Here is a 14,210-nt window from a genome sequence, read left to right as displayed (position 1 = left end):
GGCCTTCGATCGCCCTACAAAACCGTCGCTTGCCTGTGCAAGCCCCCGTTTTGCGCGGTCGTCCATGGCCACGATGACACGATGATCTGTCTGTGGAGGGAATTTGGGCGGATGGCGCAGAGGCCGGCGTTCGATCCGCCATCAGGTGGCGGGCGGCGATGGTCGGTGCTCTTGCGCGGAGATGGCAGGGCGCTCCGACAAGCTCCGTTCGTGCGGAACGGGGGTAGGGCTTGTCGCGGGTATGATCCTGGCTGCGGCGAGCGCGAGCAGTGCGGCGGCGATGTCTGCGGCCATGAAGAGGGCGCGGGCGAGGGCCGCATAGAAGAGCAGCTGGTCGCGCGGCGCGCCGAAGAGGGTGCCGACGGCGACGAAGCCCGCCTCCCGCACGAAGGCGCCGTTGGGCACGATGAAGACGAGGACACCGGCGCTCCACGCCAGTAGATAGGCCGATGCCATCGTCCAGGCCTCGCCGAGGTCGCTTCCGGCAGGGAGCATGTTTCGCCAGGCTGTGATGTAGAGCACTGTATCGAGCAGCAGCAGGATCAACAGGCACATCGACCCCTTGCCGGTCGGGGTGCCTGCCCGGCCGGTGATGCCGGGAAAGAGACGGCCGGTGATGCCGGTGATGGTACGGGCCACCCATCCACGGCGTATGGCGGGAACCAACAGAGCGCAGAGGGTGCCGATGCCGGCGAGCAGGCCGATGCCGCCCCCCCATTGCCAGGAGATCAGCCAGACGGTGACCATCACGGCCTGGGCCATCGACCAGAAGATGGCCTCGACATTGGCCTGCCAGGTGTGGAGGGGATGTACGGAGGCGGCCATCCGTTCCGCCGGATAGATGATGCCCCACACCTTGCCCGGTAGATATTTGGCGATCTGTGAGGGGAAGTAGATCCGCAGGACCCGGGAGAAGGGGATGCGCACACCTGAGGCATGGCGCAGGATCAACGCATAGATGAGGCCGTTGGTCAGCAGGGAGAGCAGGATCAGCACCGTTGCGGTCGCCAGCCGTTCCGGACGGATGGTCCGGAAGAGATCGGTGATTGTCTCCGCCGATTCCCACAACATCCCGCCGAGCCAGAGGGCTGCGGCCAGCATGATGAAGGGGGCGAGGCGGGAGGAAGCGCGTCTCATCGTCGGCCCTGGGTGTGGATTGCGGCCAGTTGCTCCGCGATCAATCCCATCAGGAAGACCAGCACCGCCACGATCAGCAGCAGGGCGGCCATGTTGGTGAAGCGGCCGTGCGAGAGGGTGTAGATGGAGTAGGTCGCCCCCATGCTGCCGAAGAGGGCGGAGACCGGCAGGAAGATGCGCATCGGCGAGAAGAGGGTGACCAGTTTCATCAGGATCAGAAAGAAGCGGGAGCCGTCGTGCAGCAGCCGGATCTTGCTGTTGCCGATGCGGGGGGCGGTCCGGATCGGGATGTATTTCAGGTTGGCGCCCGCCTTGAGCATGGCCATGGTCGAGGTGGTCGGGTAGGAGAAGCCGTTGGGGAAGAGGTGGAGGTAGGGGAGGATCATCTCCCGCTTGAAGGCGCGGAAGCCGCTGGTCAGATCCTCGATGGGAAAGTCGGTCATGTAGCTGGCCAGCCCGTTGTAGATCCGGTTGGCCAACGCGCGATGCCAGCCGGCCTGACCTTCCCGCCCCCTCGCCCCGACCACCATGTCGTATTCGGGGAAGTGTTCGATCATGCGGGCGATGTCCGCCGGATCGTGCTGGCCGTCGCCGTCCATCAACACCACGATCGCGCCGCGCGCTTCGTGAATGCCCCGCTTGATCGCTGCGCCGTTGCCCTTGTTGTAGGGGTGGCGGATGACTCGCGTGGCCCCGGCCTGCTCTGCGATGGTGCCGCTGGCGTCGTCGGATCCGTCGTCGATCACCAGGAGTTCTGCTTCCGGGTGGAGTGTGCGTACCTTGCGGACTACCTGGCCGATCGCCCCGGCCTCGTTGAAGACGGGGATGACGATGGTCAGCTCGGGTGGGGTCTCGGACGATGGGTGGGAGGTCATGGTATGGCCGCGGCCGCAGCCTCGATGATGGTTTCGACCGTCTCGTCCTTCAGCAGAGGGTGGAGGGGCAGGCTGACCACCTCATCGGCGAGTTGCTCGGCATGGGGCAGCCGTGGCGGGAGGGGATGGTGCCTGGCCATCGCCGGTTGGCGGTGGGCGGGCACCGGGTAGTGGATCAGTGTTGCGATCCCTTGCTGCGCCATCCGTTCCATGAACTGCTCCCTCCGTCGGGTACGGACGACGAAGAGGTGATGGACGTGGCCGTGGTCGGTTGGCGCAGCCAGAGGGATGATGGATGGGGGAAGCCTTCGCATATAGGTGGCGGCGATCTCCCGTCTGCGTCTGTTCCACTCATCGAGCCACGGTAGTTTGGCGTGCAGGATCGCCGCCTGCAGCTCGTCGAGCCGGCTGTTGAGGCCGGGGATCCGGTGGTGGTAGCGGTCGCTCTGTCCATAGTTGCGCAGCATACGCAACCGCTCCGCCAGCTTCTCCGAGTCGGTGACGACCGCGCCGCCGTCGCCGATGGCACCGAGGTTCTTGGTCGGGTAGAAGGAGAAGCAGCCGATCTCCCCCATGGTGCCGGCTTTGTGCCGATCGAGGGTCGCTCCGACGGCCTGGGCGCAATCCTCGATTAGGGCGAGGCCGTGGCGTCGGGCGATGGCCTGCAACGGCTCCATGGCGCAACATTTGCCGTAGAGGTGGACGGCGACGATCGCCTCGGTACGTGGCGTGATCGCATCGGCGACGGCCTGCGGGTCGATCAGCCCGTCGTGGGGGTCGACATCCACCACCACCGGTCGAGCCCCGGCGCGTTCGATGCCGGTGATGGTAGGGTATGCGGTCAACGCGGTGGTGATCACCTCCGCGCCGTCACCGATCTGCAGTGCCATCAGGGCCAGGGTGATGGCGTCGGTTCCCGATGCGACACCAATGCAGAAACGGGATCCGAGATATCGGGCGAAGGCCTGCTCGAACGTAGCCACCTCCTCCCCCAGGATGTAACGGCCGCGCTCCAGCACGCGTGCGATCGCGGCGTCGATCTGCCGGCGCAGCGCTTCCGGATGGCAGCGACAATCGGTGAACGGGATCATGCCCTCTCCGTCCCGACGAAGCGCAGGAACTCCTCGTAGTCCCGTATGTAGTCCGCTTCGTCGTAATAGTCGGATGCGACGACGAGCAGGATGCATCCGGGGGAGAATCCGGTCATGGTGTGCCACAGCCCCGGGCCGAGAAGGACTCCGAGGTCGTCGCGGTTCATCAGGATCTCTTGCCGTCTGGTGCCGTCGTCGAGGCGCAGGAGGAAGCTTCCTTGCAGGCAGAAGATGGCCTGCTGCAACTGCTTGTGGGCGTGCTCCCCCCGGATGCTGACCCGGTTCTCGAGATGGTTGATGTAGTAGACCCGCTTGACGGCGAAGGGGATGTCACGCAGGGCCTCCATGATGCAGAGGCGGCCGTCCCGGCCGTCGGTGATCTGCTTCAGCCGGATGTATCCGCTGTTGCGTACCACGATCGCATCCATCTTCATCTCCGGCGGGCGGCGGTGCGGAAGAGCCGTTCGTACTGTTCCACGATCCGGTCCCATGAGGCGATCTGGCGGAAGATGCGCCGGCCTGCCGCCCCCATCCTCGTGCGCCGCTCCGGATCCTCGATCAGCTCGGCCAGACAGCGTGCCAGTCCGTCGGGATCCCGCTCCGGACAGAGGCGCCCGTTTTCTCCGTCACGGACCACCAGCTCGTTGCCGCCGACATCGGTGGCCGCAACGGGAAGGGCATACTTCATCGCCTCGACCACCACGACATTGAGGCCGTCGGCCGGTTCCCGCACCGCCGGCATGGCGAGGATGTCGGCCAGCCAATACCACTGCGGAAGTTGGCGATATGCAACCTTGCCGGCGAAGATGACCCGTTCCCGCACGCCCAGTCGTTCGGCCAGCCGCTGCAGCTCCTCCCGCAGAGGTCCCTCCCCGACCAGGAGCAGGGTGCAGGGTGCGGTTCTTCCCAGCAGGCGGTCGATTCTGGGGAGCGCTTCGATCAGGTAGCGGAATCCTTTCTTGGGCACCATCCTGCCGACTGCAAGGACCAACGTGGTGGAGCGGTCGATGCCGAATCGGGTGCAGATGCGGGCGATGCAGTCGTCGTCGCGTGGAACGATCTCTTCGTCCGATCCGTAGAGGACGAAATGGAATCGCGCGGCCGGTACACCGCAGGCGGCCACCGCATCGCGCAGATCGTGGCTGTTGGTGGTCAGGGCGCAGGCGCGGGCGCAGCACCAGCGCCCGATCGCCGTCAACAGCGGATGGGCGCGTATTACGGTGACATCCGACCCGGGAAAGGAGAGGATGTAGGGAACCCCCGTTCCGATGGTGGCCAGTGCGGCCATCGGGCCGTTGGGCAGCGCCCAGTGTACGTGGATGAGATCCGGCCGCATGGAGCCTATTTTTCGTCGGAGGGCTGCCGTTCCGGCGAGGAAGAGCAGCGGGGCCAGAAGTGGTGCGGCACGGTCCAGCCGTCGGTCCTCACGCAACGATTCGCCGTAGCCCAGCCGTTCCAGTCGCTTCGGGGCGTAGCGGTAGAGCGTCACCCGCAGGCGTGGATCGAGCCGCTGCCGGTCGATCGAGTGGTGCGAGGCGGTGAGGATCTCCACCTCGTGCCCCGCCCGCTGCCAGGCCAACGCCAGCTCGTTGATGAACTGAGGATGGTCGTCGGCGTGGCGGGCGATGGCGTGGGTGAAGAGCAGGATGCGGAGTCTGCTCATGCTTCCGGCCGCTCCTTGTCGGAGCAAGGCCGGTTGCGCCACAATGTGAACCTGCCGCTTCGGGCCACCGGGCAGAGGCGTTGACGCAACCGCCGCCAGTTTGGGTTGCCGTCGTAGAGTCGATCGGCGCTCTTCTGCCGGATGAGCAGGTAGTCGAAGGAGCGGATCTCCGCTGCCGTCGGTGGGGATCCCTCGTCTCCCATGCGGAAGCGGAAGTCGCGTTGCAGGTAATAGCCTCGGCCCCCGGTCAGGATGAGCAGCAGGCGGGCGTTTCGCGGCAGGTGTCTGGCCGCCCATCTCTGCAGCGGGTAGTCGGGCAGGTGGCGGGCGAGGAAGGTGTCGCGGCCGTGCAGCCAGTAATCCCATGGTGCCAGCCACATCAGGTAGCGCCCATCGACGGCCAGCGACCATGCCAGCGAAGCGGCGGGCAGCAACACCCGCATCCATCTCTTGGGTGACTCCTCGAGCAGCTGCATCGCCGGCGGCAGCATGAATAGGGTCGCCGGCAGCAGGTAGCGGGCGCGGATGGCGGTGGTGACGGCGAAGGCGAGGTAGCAGAGGGCCGCCAGCGCGAGGGCCTGCATGCGTCGGTCGCGCAGCCTCCAGCCGAAGAGGGCGACTAGCGGCAGCGGGGTGAGCATGCCGTCGAACAGCCGGGGGTTGTTGGTCTCCCCGTAGAAGAAGGCGCGCAGCGGGGCGAGCAGCGCCCACCAATGGGGTTCGTGGTAGGCCAGCTCCCGGAACGCCACCGGGCCGATCGCAGGTGGATTTGCCACCCCCAACGGATAGAACGGGCCGCCCAATTGCAGCAGGTTGACGGCATACCACCAGCCGGCCAGCAGCATCGGGGTGAGCAAGGCGCGCCAGACGACGGCCCAAAGCAGTCGGGGATCGGGGGCCAGCCGCCAGCCGATGCCGAGCCATGCCGCGATGGCGACGGCGGCTGCGTTGTACTTGATCAGCAGTGCGGCGCCGAGCGCCAGCCCCAGCCACCAGCCATCCATTGCGCGGATGGTTGGTCTGGTGATCACGGCGACGGCCGCTGCGGTGGCGGCGCAGAGCCAGAGGTCGACGTAGGCCCAACCGCAGAGTGCGACGACGGTCGGCATGGTCGACCAGAGCAGCGCGGTCCAGCGGCGTGCGCCGTCGGAGGCGCCGGTGTTGCGCATCGACCGATCCAGCAGCAGCAGGGTGGCCAGGGCGCCTGTGGCATGCCAGCAGGAGGCCAAGATGTCCCAGGGGCGGTGCGCGAAGAGGAGGTAGGGGAGGTCGGCCAGCGGCGGATAGGCGGTGAAGGCGAGCCAGGGGTCTCGCCACAACAGGCCGTGCTGCCGCCACAGTCCGGGCAGGACCAGATGGCTGTTGAGCGCATCGCGTGAAAAAGGCGGCACCACTCCGGCGATGGTGGCACCGCCCCAGAACAGCAGCGCCGGGGCGAGGGGGTGGCGCGGCAGGGCGCGGCGCTTATCCGGCGAGATAGAGCGCCCCCAGCCAGCCGATCCAGCAGCCGACGGCTGCGGCGAGCAGCCGCATCCGCCGGTGGAGCGCTTGCCGCGGCCAGAGCCAGATCAGCCGGCAGCCCAGGCCGACCCAGGCCAGCAGCAACAGGAACTGCACCACTCCCCAGAACCGGTTTACATCCCTGGGCTCTCTGGCCAGCAGGCCTGTCAGCTCCCGTTCGATCGCCTGCGGCGTCATGCGATGCTCCTTGTCGGTACGCGCCGCCAGGCGGGCGATGTGCCGGTTGGCCTCGGCGAGCAGCGTGCGGTTGGGTTGGCCGAAGATGTTGCGGGTCGATTTGATGGCGCCGCGCAGCCTGCGCCACCCCTCCAGGGCCAGCTCCGGCCGCTCCCGCTCGATCCGGTGGAGCAGGCGCGGCAGTTCGGTGCATGCGGGGTTGGAGAGGAACGGCAGCCAGGCGTGGATCGACCGCTCGAAGTGGATGATCGCCCGGCGGGTGTCGTGCCGTAGCAGCGCATCGTGGGCCAGCCGGTTCTGCTGGTGGGCGATCCATGCGATGCGCGCGGCCGAGGAGACGAAGAAGAGGGTGAGAAGCAGCAGGATGGCGGGCAGCGGCCGGCGCAGCGGGTCGTTCCTCATGCCGCCTACGACTCCACCGGTCGGCGGGCGTGCAGCAGTGCGCCCGCCGTCAGCAGCAGCGCCGCCTCCGTGGCTCCATAGAGCAGGATGAGCGCCACCGTTCCGCCCGCGATGGGGTCGGCCTGCCATACCCGGTCGCGCAGGGCGGTGGCGGAGAGGTTGGGCAGCAGATACCAGATCGCCTCGACCAGCAGGCGGCCGGCGCCGTCGCTCTGCGTCCCCAGCCGGAGGATGACGTCGGAGAAGTGGCCGGCGACATCGATGGCGATGGCGCCGAAGATCGACAGGAACTGGCTGGTGGCGTTGGAGAAGAGCAGGGTGAGGGCGACGGCGATCCAGATCTCGACCGCCGTCGCCAGGCAGGCGGCCGACAGGTTCCACCATTCGTGCCAGCCCAGCAGCCCTGCGCAGCAGAGGATCGTGGCGCTCATCACCCCGAGCAGACCGGTGAGCGGCAGGGCGATCCCGAGGAACTTGCCTGGCAGGTAGCTCTCCGGGCGGCGCAGGCGGGGCAGCAGGATGTGGAGCGTGCGCCGCTCGCGCTCCTGATGGATCGACTGGGCGGTGAGCAGGATCGCCAGCAGATTGAGGATGATCGACATCGCCGCCAGGCCGAGGTCGACCACCGTATCGACGGTCGATCCCATGGTCACCGCGGCGAAGGGGAGCGAGGCGGCGAGCAGCAGCGCCATGGCGGCGGCCATGGCCGGCAGGATCCGTTGCCGGCGGGTCTCCAGCGCGGTCAACGCCCCGATGACGGCGATCTCACGCAGCATGGTGCGCCTCGTCGCCTCTGATCAGGTGGAGGAATGCCTCCTCCAGCGTCTGGCGCTGCGGCTCCGCCCGTAGGAGGGTGCCGTCGCCACCGGCCAGCAGCTGTTGCAGCGCCTTCTCCAGCGGGCAGCGCTCCTCGCTGCCGCGGACCATCCAGCGGTTGCCGGGGTGGGCCTCGACGGAGGCGCCGGGCGGGGCGACGGGGGTGGCCTCCGCCCGCAGCAGGATCTCCCAGCGACCGCTCGGTTGCAGCGTCTGCTCGAGGTCGCCCTGGTGGATGACGCGGCCGCCGTCGATGGCCACCACCCGGTCGCACAGCTCCTCGGCGTCGGAGAGGATGTGGCTGGAGAAGAGGACGGCGCATCCCTCCTGACGCATCGTGCGGATCGTCCGTCGCACCAGGCTGCGCGCCACCGGGTCGAGCCCGCTCATCGGCTCGTCGAGGATGATCAGTTCCGGCTGATGCACGATCGCCTGGATCAGGCCGATACGCTGGATCTCGCCCTTCGAACAGGTGCGCAACGGCTGGTCGAGCACGGCGGCGATCCCCAATGCCTCGGCCCGGCGGTCGATGGCGACGTGCGCCCGCTCCGGGGCGATGCCGGAGAGGGCGGCCAGCCTGTCGAGCAGCTCGCGGCCGGTGAGATCGCGGTAGAAGTAGGGCAGCTCGGGCAGGAAGCCGATGTGGCGACGCAGTTGCAACGGGGCGATGGGGGCGCCGTTCCATGCGATGGTTCCCGCCGCCATCGGGGTCAGCCCGCAGAGCGCGCGGAAGGTGGTGGTCTTGCCGGCGCCGTTGGCGCCGAGGAAGGCGGTGATCGTGCCCGCCGGCACCGAGAAGGTGGCCTCGTGCAGCGGTTCGACCCATCTCCTGCGCCAGAGATCTCCACTGCGCAGCCGTACGCGGAGCCCTTCGACGGCGAGCAGCGGGCGGGTCATGCCGTCGCCCCCGCATGCGCCGGTCGGTGGAGCCGGTAGCGGTTGGGCCGCCTGCTGCTGTGGATGGTCCCGTCGGAGTCGACCACCACCCGGCCGCCGTCGGGCAGCATCCTTCGCCCGATCAACCGGCGCACCTCGGCCGCCGTCGCGCCCGGCGGCAGGGTGCGTTCGATCCGGCGCAGCGCCATCTCCGTCTCGATCGCGGTCAACTCCTGTTCGATCCATTCCCGCATCTTCGGATCGGTGCTGTGTGCGCGCAGGCGCAGCAGGTAGTCGCGCGAGACGGCCAGCGAGTCGCTGTGGGCGCGGAACTTGGCTGCCAGGGAGAGGACGTGCGGGCGGACGTATCCGCGTTGCAGCGCCAGTTGCATGAAGTGGCCGGCCGTGGCGGCGTCGTCGCGGAACAGGTAGCGGTTGACGGCCAGGTAGTAGGGCCAGATCCCCTGATCGGGGTTGTTGGCCATGGCCCGCAGCAGGAGCCGCTCCGCCGCGGATTGGGCATGCAGCACCCAGGGGAGGACACCTGCGGCCATGCGGTAGGCGGGGGCGTGGTGGGGGTTGATCCGGGTGATCGCATCGAGCATCGCGATCAGGTGGTCGTATTGCCGGTCGCCGGTGATGTGGCGGCCGAAGTAGGCCAGGGTCTTCATCCACATCAGGTCGGCGACGGCCCGGCCGTAGCCGCTGCCGGCGAACCAGTGTGCTTCGCGCTGCAGGGGGAAGTAGTGCATCCGCTCCCCGGGGGGCGGTTCCGTGGCGGCCAGCCGCCCCTGCAGCAGCAGGGTGGCGGCAAGCAGCAGAAGCAGCAGCGGTTGCAGGATGCGGCCGCCGCTCACTGCACCCGGCTCCGGTGGAGGCGCTTCAGGTTCCGGATCGCCGCCGGGAGGCCCGAGGCCGCCGCTCGACGGAAGAGGAGCTCCGCCTGCGCCCGTGCCCCCCGGGCGAGGGCGGCGATGCCCAGCGTGTTGTCGAGCGATGGAGCCCAACGGCTGTCCGGATCGGGGATGTGGCGCAGCCACCAACGGCTCATCGATGTCGCTTCCTCCAGGCAGGCGGGGGTATGGGTGACGGCCATGGCGATACGGTTATGGTATCCGTATTGCAGCGCCTGGGCAAACTCGGGATCGCGCAGGGCGTTCCGTTCGCGGGTGAGGTGGTGGACGGTGCGCATGGTGCGGCGGTAGAGGAGGGAACAGCGGTTGTGCGTGGTCGTTCGTTGCAGGCGGTTCCAGAGCAGATCGGCGTCGTCGACGTCCAGGTAGGGGCCGAAGGTGGCGAAGGTGGCGCTGTCGCCGTCGACGTAGATCGGGCTTTGGTCGATGTTGGCGGTGACGAATCGGGAGATCCGCTCGCTGGCGGATCGTCGCGCCGGGGGGGCGGCCCGGGGGAGGATGATGCGCGGCATCCGTTCGGGGGAGAGCGGTTCGATCGCCCCGGGGTAGTAGATGGCGTTGATATTGATCACCGACAGGTCGGGGCGGAGTCCTTCGACGTCGATGAGGAAGCGGGCGGGGAACCAGTCGGGCACGGTGAGCAGGATCGATCGGTAGGGCAGGGCGAGCAACTGGCTCCTGGTGAACTCCCCGGCCGCATAGTCGCTGCGTTGCGCGAAGAAGCTTCGCGTCTGCGGCAGGATGTGGATCAGCGGGGCAAGCAGCAGCAGGAGGATCGCGATCGCGCGCGCCCGGCCGTTGCGCCACGGCCGCACCAGTCGCCAGGCGGTGATCGCCAGCCCGAAGGGGAGCACGCCAAGCGGTGCGGTGAGCACCGTGCCGCCGGGCCAGTCGTGGAAAAAGAACAGCAGGAACAGCAGCCAGGAGAGAGTGACGGCGGTGATGCGCGGTCGGGTGATGGCGGCTTCCAGCCAGCCGTAGAGCATGAGGATGGCGGCAACCGGCCCGTACCATCCCAGCAGGTTGTCACCGATCTGGTGCAAGGGTTGGAGCCAGGCGCCGGCGTTCCACGGAGCGAGATCGGCGACGGACGGGTGGAGCGCGCTGTCCTTGCGGTCGGTGACGTGGTGCCAGAAGTTGCTCCACCGTTCGGTGTCGCCCCAGTCGATGGTCGGATCGTTGCGCGAGCGGACGGGGAGGTAGAGATAGATGGTGAGCCCGGCGATGCCGGCGAGGATGCCGGCGGCTGCGGTGGCGAGCCGGGCGGGGAGTGCGTTTCTCCGGGAAGGGATGAGGGCGAGGATCAGCGGGAAGAGGAAGGCGCCGAGCATAGCGTGATCGCCGGCCCCGATGCCGGCGAGGAAGGCGGCGAGCAGGTAACGGTGGCGCTCCCCGCTCCGCAGATGGTCGAGCAGGAGGCGGAGCAGGAGGAAGGCGAAGCAGGCGAAGAGGGGATAGGCCTCCGACTGGATGGCGTTCTCCATCTGGGCGGGCATGAGCAGCCAGACCAGGGCGATGGCCGCGGCCGACCATGAATGGATGGCCTCCCCGCCCCGATGGATGGAGTGGAGAAAGGTGGCGGCGGCCTGGTGGAGTAGCAGGAACGCGAGCAGCGAGGTGATGGCGTTGAAGAGGTGGTTGCGCAGGGCGATGTCGCCGAGGGGCAGCATGTCGAAGGGCCAGGCCAGGGCCTGATAGAGCGGGAATCCGGCCGGGTGGGCGATTCCCAGCCCCCAGGATGTGTCGACGAACTCCGGTCCGTCGCGCCATCCGATCGCCGGCTGGACGAGCCAGGGGGCGATCAGTGCGGCGGCGGCGCCTGCCAGCAGCGCTGTGTGTGCCGGTCTCATTGCGCCCTCATCTTCTCGCAGGGGCGGCATCGGAGCGGAGCAATAGCGTGCAATACCATCCTCCATGGACTGCTTGCCTGACGGGAATGGATGAGCGAGGTCTTTGATTCCCATGCAAAACGGTCAGTTGCATGCGCGTGCTCCGGTTTTGCGAGGTCATCCTGGCCGCGGATGCCGGTTCGCCATCGATGATCAGATCGCAAAAAGTCCGTCCGTGGACTTTTTGCTTGACGGGGATCGAAGAGCGCGGTCTTCGATCCCATTACAAATCCGTCGGTTGCATGCGCAACCTCCGGATTTGCGCGGCACGCCAACGCCGCGATGCCGGTTTCTTGCGAAACCATCATCGATCAGGATGGGTGCGGCGGGTCAGGCGGCGGAGCAGGTACAGCGCCTTGGGATCTCCTCCTCGGCGGAAGATGGCACCGGCAAGCCGGATCGCTGCTTTGCGCCGCCCGTGGTGTGCGTACCAGCGCGCCAGGTTGAGTCCGGCGCCGAGGTCGCCGTGGGCATAGCCTTGGGAGAAGTGGCGGAAGGCCGCCTTCTCGTGGCCCAGCCGTGCCTCGATCACCCCCAGGGTGTTGTTCCAGTAGTCGTGCCCCTGTCGCTGTAAGGTGTGGGTGGCCTCCGCCTTGCCCATCCAGCGGCGCCACCAGGAGATGAGCCTGCTTGCCTCGACCAGACAGGGGGCGGATCGTTGGACGGCGACCCGGATCCAGCCGAAGTAACCCCGCTCCAGGGCGAGGCCGAACTGGGGATTCTCGATCAGCTGCGGTTCGATGGCGAGCATCTCCGCCAGGGTCGTGCGCACCCCTTCATCCAGCGCGGGGCAGAAGCGGCCCGACGGCGGGGTGTTGAGCGCGCCCCACCAGACCCCGGTGCGGTAGGGGAAGATTTGTTCGATGAAGGGGTCGATGTACTCCTCGTCGAGGTCGAGGAAGAAGGTGGTGCGGCGTCGGTTCTCTGCGATGAGCCGTTCGATGAAGTGCTGTGCCCGTTGCGCCGTGGGTGGGGCCGCCCTGTCCGGGATCCGATCGCGGGGGAGCCGGAGCAGGGGGAGCTGCGCTGGATGGAGGGCGCCGAAGAAGTGGGGGCTGATCACGCTGCCCAGGCCGATGATGGAGATGTCGGGACGCAGTCCCTCGATGTCGTGCAGGGCACGCAGGTGGAACCAGGAGGGGCCGCCCAGGATCGTGGCGCGGTAGGGGAGGCGCAGCAGCTGCATGCGCGCCATCTCGGCTGCGGCGTAGCCGCCGCGTGCGGCGGCGAAGGGGATGGCCTGGGCGGCGATGTGGTAGAGCAGGAGCATGGTGGCCGCTGCGGCGGAGAGGAGGCGGAGCCCCCCCCTCGCCGTATGGTGGGCTCCGGACGGTGTGCGGTGGCATCGATCCGATGGGAGGGAGCGGAGGGCGAGGCCGGCAAGCCCGGCCAGCTCCAGGGCCAGCGCGCCGGTGAGCACCGTGCCGCTTCGCCAGTCGGGGAAGAAGAGGAGCAGGAAGAGCGGCGCGGAGAGGAGCATCGTTCCCCTTCGCGGCATGCGCCGCAGCAGCAGGACCCAGCCGGCGGCGATGCAGAGCAGGCCGGGGAGGCCGAACCAGTCGATCTGCGCGGTGAGGAGCTGGTGGAGCAGAACCCCATCGCCTGCCGGATCGGGGCTGAGGATGGGCATGTGGGCGGCGCTGTCCTTCCGGTCGCTGACCAGCCGCCAGAAGGAGGGCCAGTCGACGGCGTCGCCCCAGTTCATCAACGGCAGCCTCGACGCCCGCGGCGGGATGTAGCCATAGACGGCAAGGCCGGCCGCGCCCGCCGCCACACCGGCCAGGGCGAGTGCGGTGGCGGCGGGCAGGGTGGTGCAGGCGGAGAGGGCGAGGATCAGCGGGAAGAGCATCGCTCCCAGCATGACGTGGTTGCCGGCGCCGACACCTGCGAGGAAGGCGGCCGTCAGGTAGGCGGCAGGGTGGCGGCGGTGCATGAAACGGAGCAGCAGCAGCAGGATGAGGAAGGTGAAGGCGGCGAAGGGGGCGTAGGCCTCGGACTGCACGGCGTTCTCGATCTGGGGGGGCATGAGGAGCCAGCAGCCGACGATGGCGGCCGGCAGCCAGGGAGGGAGGCGCACAACGCCTGCCTCGCGGCCGAGTTCCTGGAGGAGGAGGGCGAGCAGCCCCGCGGCGATCAGGGTGGAGAGGGCGCTCAACAGGTGGCTGCGCAGGAAGATGTCGCCCAGAGGGAGCTGTTGCGCCATCCAGCCGACTGCCTGATAGAGCGGATATCCCGAGGGGTGGGCGACACCGAGCAGCCATGCGGCGTCGGTCAGCTCCGGGCCGTCGCGCCAGCCCGCCGCCGGCTCGACGATCCAGGGCAGCAGCAGGGCGGCGGCGGTGAGCAGCAGGATGGTGGGGCGGTGGGCGATCCCATCGTGGAGGGCGCCTCCGTTCCCTTTTGCGGACGGCCCTGCCGCCACGGGATGGAGGGGGAAGGGGAGGCGGAGCGGGGTCAGAGAGTGCGGCTTGTTCCGTTCCTGGTTGCGGTGATGCTGCCCGTATTGCTGGTGTAGTGGTAGGTGGTGTCACCGCTGCTGTGGCGTGCGGTCAGCGCATAGTCGTTGGCATCGGCGCTGTCCACGCTCAGCGTCACCCCTTTGCTGACCCGGATGTCCGGCATGGAGGAGGTGGTCGATGCGTAGGTGGCGTAGTCGACGAAGTAGGCGTCTTCGGTGGTGATGGCCGTCTTCAGGTCGGAGAGCGCCGCCGAGTTGTAGGCCCGGACACGGAACGCCTGGAACTGCGGGACGGCGATGGCGGCGAGGATGCCGATGATCGCCACCACGATCATCAGCTCGATCAGGGTGAAGCCCTCTTCCGGTCTGTACGGTGTCGGCCTCATGGGCG

At 68.1% G+C, this 14,210-nt stretch carries 12 protein-coding genes and 1 pseudogene; all 13 read right to left on the bottom strand.

Translation table 11 applies throughout. From position 1 onward, the window contains the following. Window positions 1-141: 141 nt before the first annotated feature. On the bottom strand, window positions 142-1,137 hold the full coding sequence (locus tag D6682_03485; GenBank protein RMH51788.1) for a hypothetical protein: 996 nt from the start codon (window positions 1,135-1,137) through the stop codon (window positions 142-144). Continuing rightward, window positions 1,134-2,012 carry a glycosyltransferase family 2 protein gene (locus tag D6682_03480; GenBank protein RMH51787.1) on the bottom strand — a complete coding sequence of 293 codons (879 nt, stop codon included), beginning with the start codon at window positions 2,010-2,012 and terminating at the stop codon, window positions 1,134-1,136. Before D6682_03480 ends, D6682_03485 begins: the two co-directional genes overlap by 4 nt. Next, a complete protein-coding gene (locus D6682_03475) occupies window positions 2,009-3,103 on the bottom strand; it encodes a DegT/DnrJ/EryC1/StrS family aminotransferase (GenBank protein RMH51786.1) in 1,095 nt (364 codons plus the stop codon). Before D6682_03475 ends, D6682_03480 begins: the two co-directional genes overlap by 4 nt. Beyond that, window positions 3,100-3,531: a WxcM-like domain-containing protein gene (locus D6682_03470; GenBank protein RMH51807.1), complete on the bottom strand. Its 432-nt coding sequence runs from the start codon at window positions 3,529-3,531 to the stop codon at window positions 3,100-3,102. Before D6682_03470 ends, D6682_03475 begins: the two co-directional genes overlap by 4 nt. Window positions 3,532-3,533: 2 nt before the next feature. Next, the gene (locus D6682_03465) at window positions 3,534-4,073 is read right to left on the bottom strand and encodes a glycosyltransferase family 1 protein (GenBank protein RMH51806.1); all 540 of its coding nucleotides are present in this window, start codon (window positions 4,071-4,073) and stop codon (window positions 3,534-3,536) included. 96 nt (window positions 4,074-4,169) lie between these two features. Beyond that, window positions 4,170-5,213, bottom strand: a pseudogene (locus D6682_03460) (hypothetical protein). Then, window positions 4,763-6,244: a DUF2029 domain-containing protein gene (locus tag D6682_03455; protein RMH51785.1), complete on the bottom strand. Its 1,482-nt coding sequence runs from the start codon at window positions 6,242-6,244 to the stop codon at window positions 4,763-4,765. Before D6682_03455 ends, D6682_03460 begins: the two are co-directional and overlap by 451 nt. Continuing rightward, a complete protein-coding gene (locus D6682_03450) occupies window positions 6,231-6,866 on the bottom strand; it encodes a hypothetical protein (protein RMH51784.1) in 636 nt (211 codons plus the stop codon). Before D6682_03450 ends, D6682_03455 begins: the two co-directional genes overlap by 14 nt. A gap of 5 nt (window positions 6,867-6,871) precedes the next feature. Next, complete coding sequence (locus tag D6682_03445; GenBank protein ID RMH51783.1) at window positions 6,872-7,642, bottom strand: hypothetical protein; 771 nt, start codon at window positions 7,640-7,642, stop codon at window positions 6,872-6,874. Beyond that, window positions 7,632-8,804 carry an ABC transporter ATP-binding protein gene (locus D6682_03440; protein ID RMH51782.1) on the bottom strand — a complete coding sequence of 391 codons (1,173 nt, stop codon included), beginning with the start codon at window positions 8,802-8,804 and terminating at the stop codon, window positions 7,632-7,634. Before D6682_03440 ends, D6682_03445 begins: the two co-directional genes overlap by 11 nt. Window positions 8,805-9,411: 607 nt before the next feature. Beyond that, a complete protein-coding gene (locus D6682_03435) occupies window positions 9,412-11,436 on the bottom strand; it encodes a DUF2723 domain-containing protein (GenBank protein RMH51781.1) in 2,025 nt (674 codons plus the stop codon). A gap of 229 nt (window positions 11,437-11,665) precedes the next feature. Next, the gene (locus D6682_03430; protein RMH51780.1) at window positions 11,666-13,819 is read right to left on the bottom strand and encodes a DUF2723 domain-containing protein; all 2,154 of its coding nucleotides are present in this window, start codon (window positions 13,817-13,819) and stop codon (window positions 11,666-11,668) included. Beyond that, on the bottom strand, window positions 13,816-14,205 hold the full coding sequence (locus D6682_03425; protein ID RMH51779.1) for a prepilin-type N-terminal cleavage/methylation domain-containing protein: 390 nt from the start codon (window positions 14,203-14,205) through the stop codon (window positions 13,816-13,818). The genes D6682_03430 and D6682_03425 overlap by 4 nt, the downstream gene beginning before the upstream one ends. Window positions 14,206-14,210 lie beyond the last annotated feature (5 nt).

Source organism: Zetaproteobacteria bacterium (genome assembly GCA_003696765.1).
Lineage (GTDB): Bacteria > Pseudomonadota > Zetaproteobacteria > Mariprofundales > J009 > RFFX01.
Note: the sequence above shows the minus strand (reverse complement) of the source record. Positions and strands in the feature narration are given on the sequence as shown.

Bases quoted from the DNA above. Each gene is read 5' to 3' on its own strand.
- D6682_03435 (RMH51781.1), bottom strand. From the start codon at position 11,436: ATGGGAATCAAAGACCTCGCTCATCCATTCCCGTCAGGCAAGCAGTCC.
- D6682_03480 (RMH51787.1), bottom strand. From the start codon at position 2,012: ATGACCTCCCACCCATCGTCCGAGACCCCACCCGAGCTGACCATCGTC.
- D6682_03465 (RMH51806.1), bottom strand. From the start codon at position 4,073: ATGGTGCCCAAGAAAGGATTCCGCTACCTGATCGAAGCGCTCCCCAGA.
- D6682_03425 (RMH51779.1), bottom strand. From the start codon at position 14,205: ATGAGGCCGACACCGTACAGACCGGAAGAGGGCTTCACCCTGATCGAG.
- D6682_03440 (RMH51782.1), bottom strand. From the start codon at position 8,804: ATGGATCGAACAGGAGTTGACCGCGATCGAGACGGAGATGGCGCTGCG.
- D6682_03475 (RMH51786.1), bottom strand. From the start codon at position 3,103: ATGATCCCGTTCACCGATTGTCGCTGCCATCCGGAAGCGCTGCGCCGG.
- D6682_03450 (RMH51784.1), bottom strand. From the start codon at position 6,866: ATGAGGAACGACCCGCTGCGCCGGCCGCTGCCCGCCATCCTGCTGCTT.
- D6682_03485 (RMH51788.1), bottom strand. From the start codon at position 1,137: ATGAGACGCGCTTCCTCCCGCCTCGCCCCCTTCATCATGCTGGCCGCA.
- D6682_03470 (RMH51807.1), bottom strand. From the start codon at position 3,531: ATGGATGCGATCGTGGTACGCAACAGCGGATACATCCGGCTGAAGCAG.
- D6682_03445 (RMH51783.1), bottom strand. From the start codon at position 7,642: ATGCTGCGTGAGATCGCCGTCATCGGGGCGTTGACCGCGCTGGAGACC.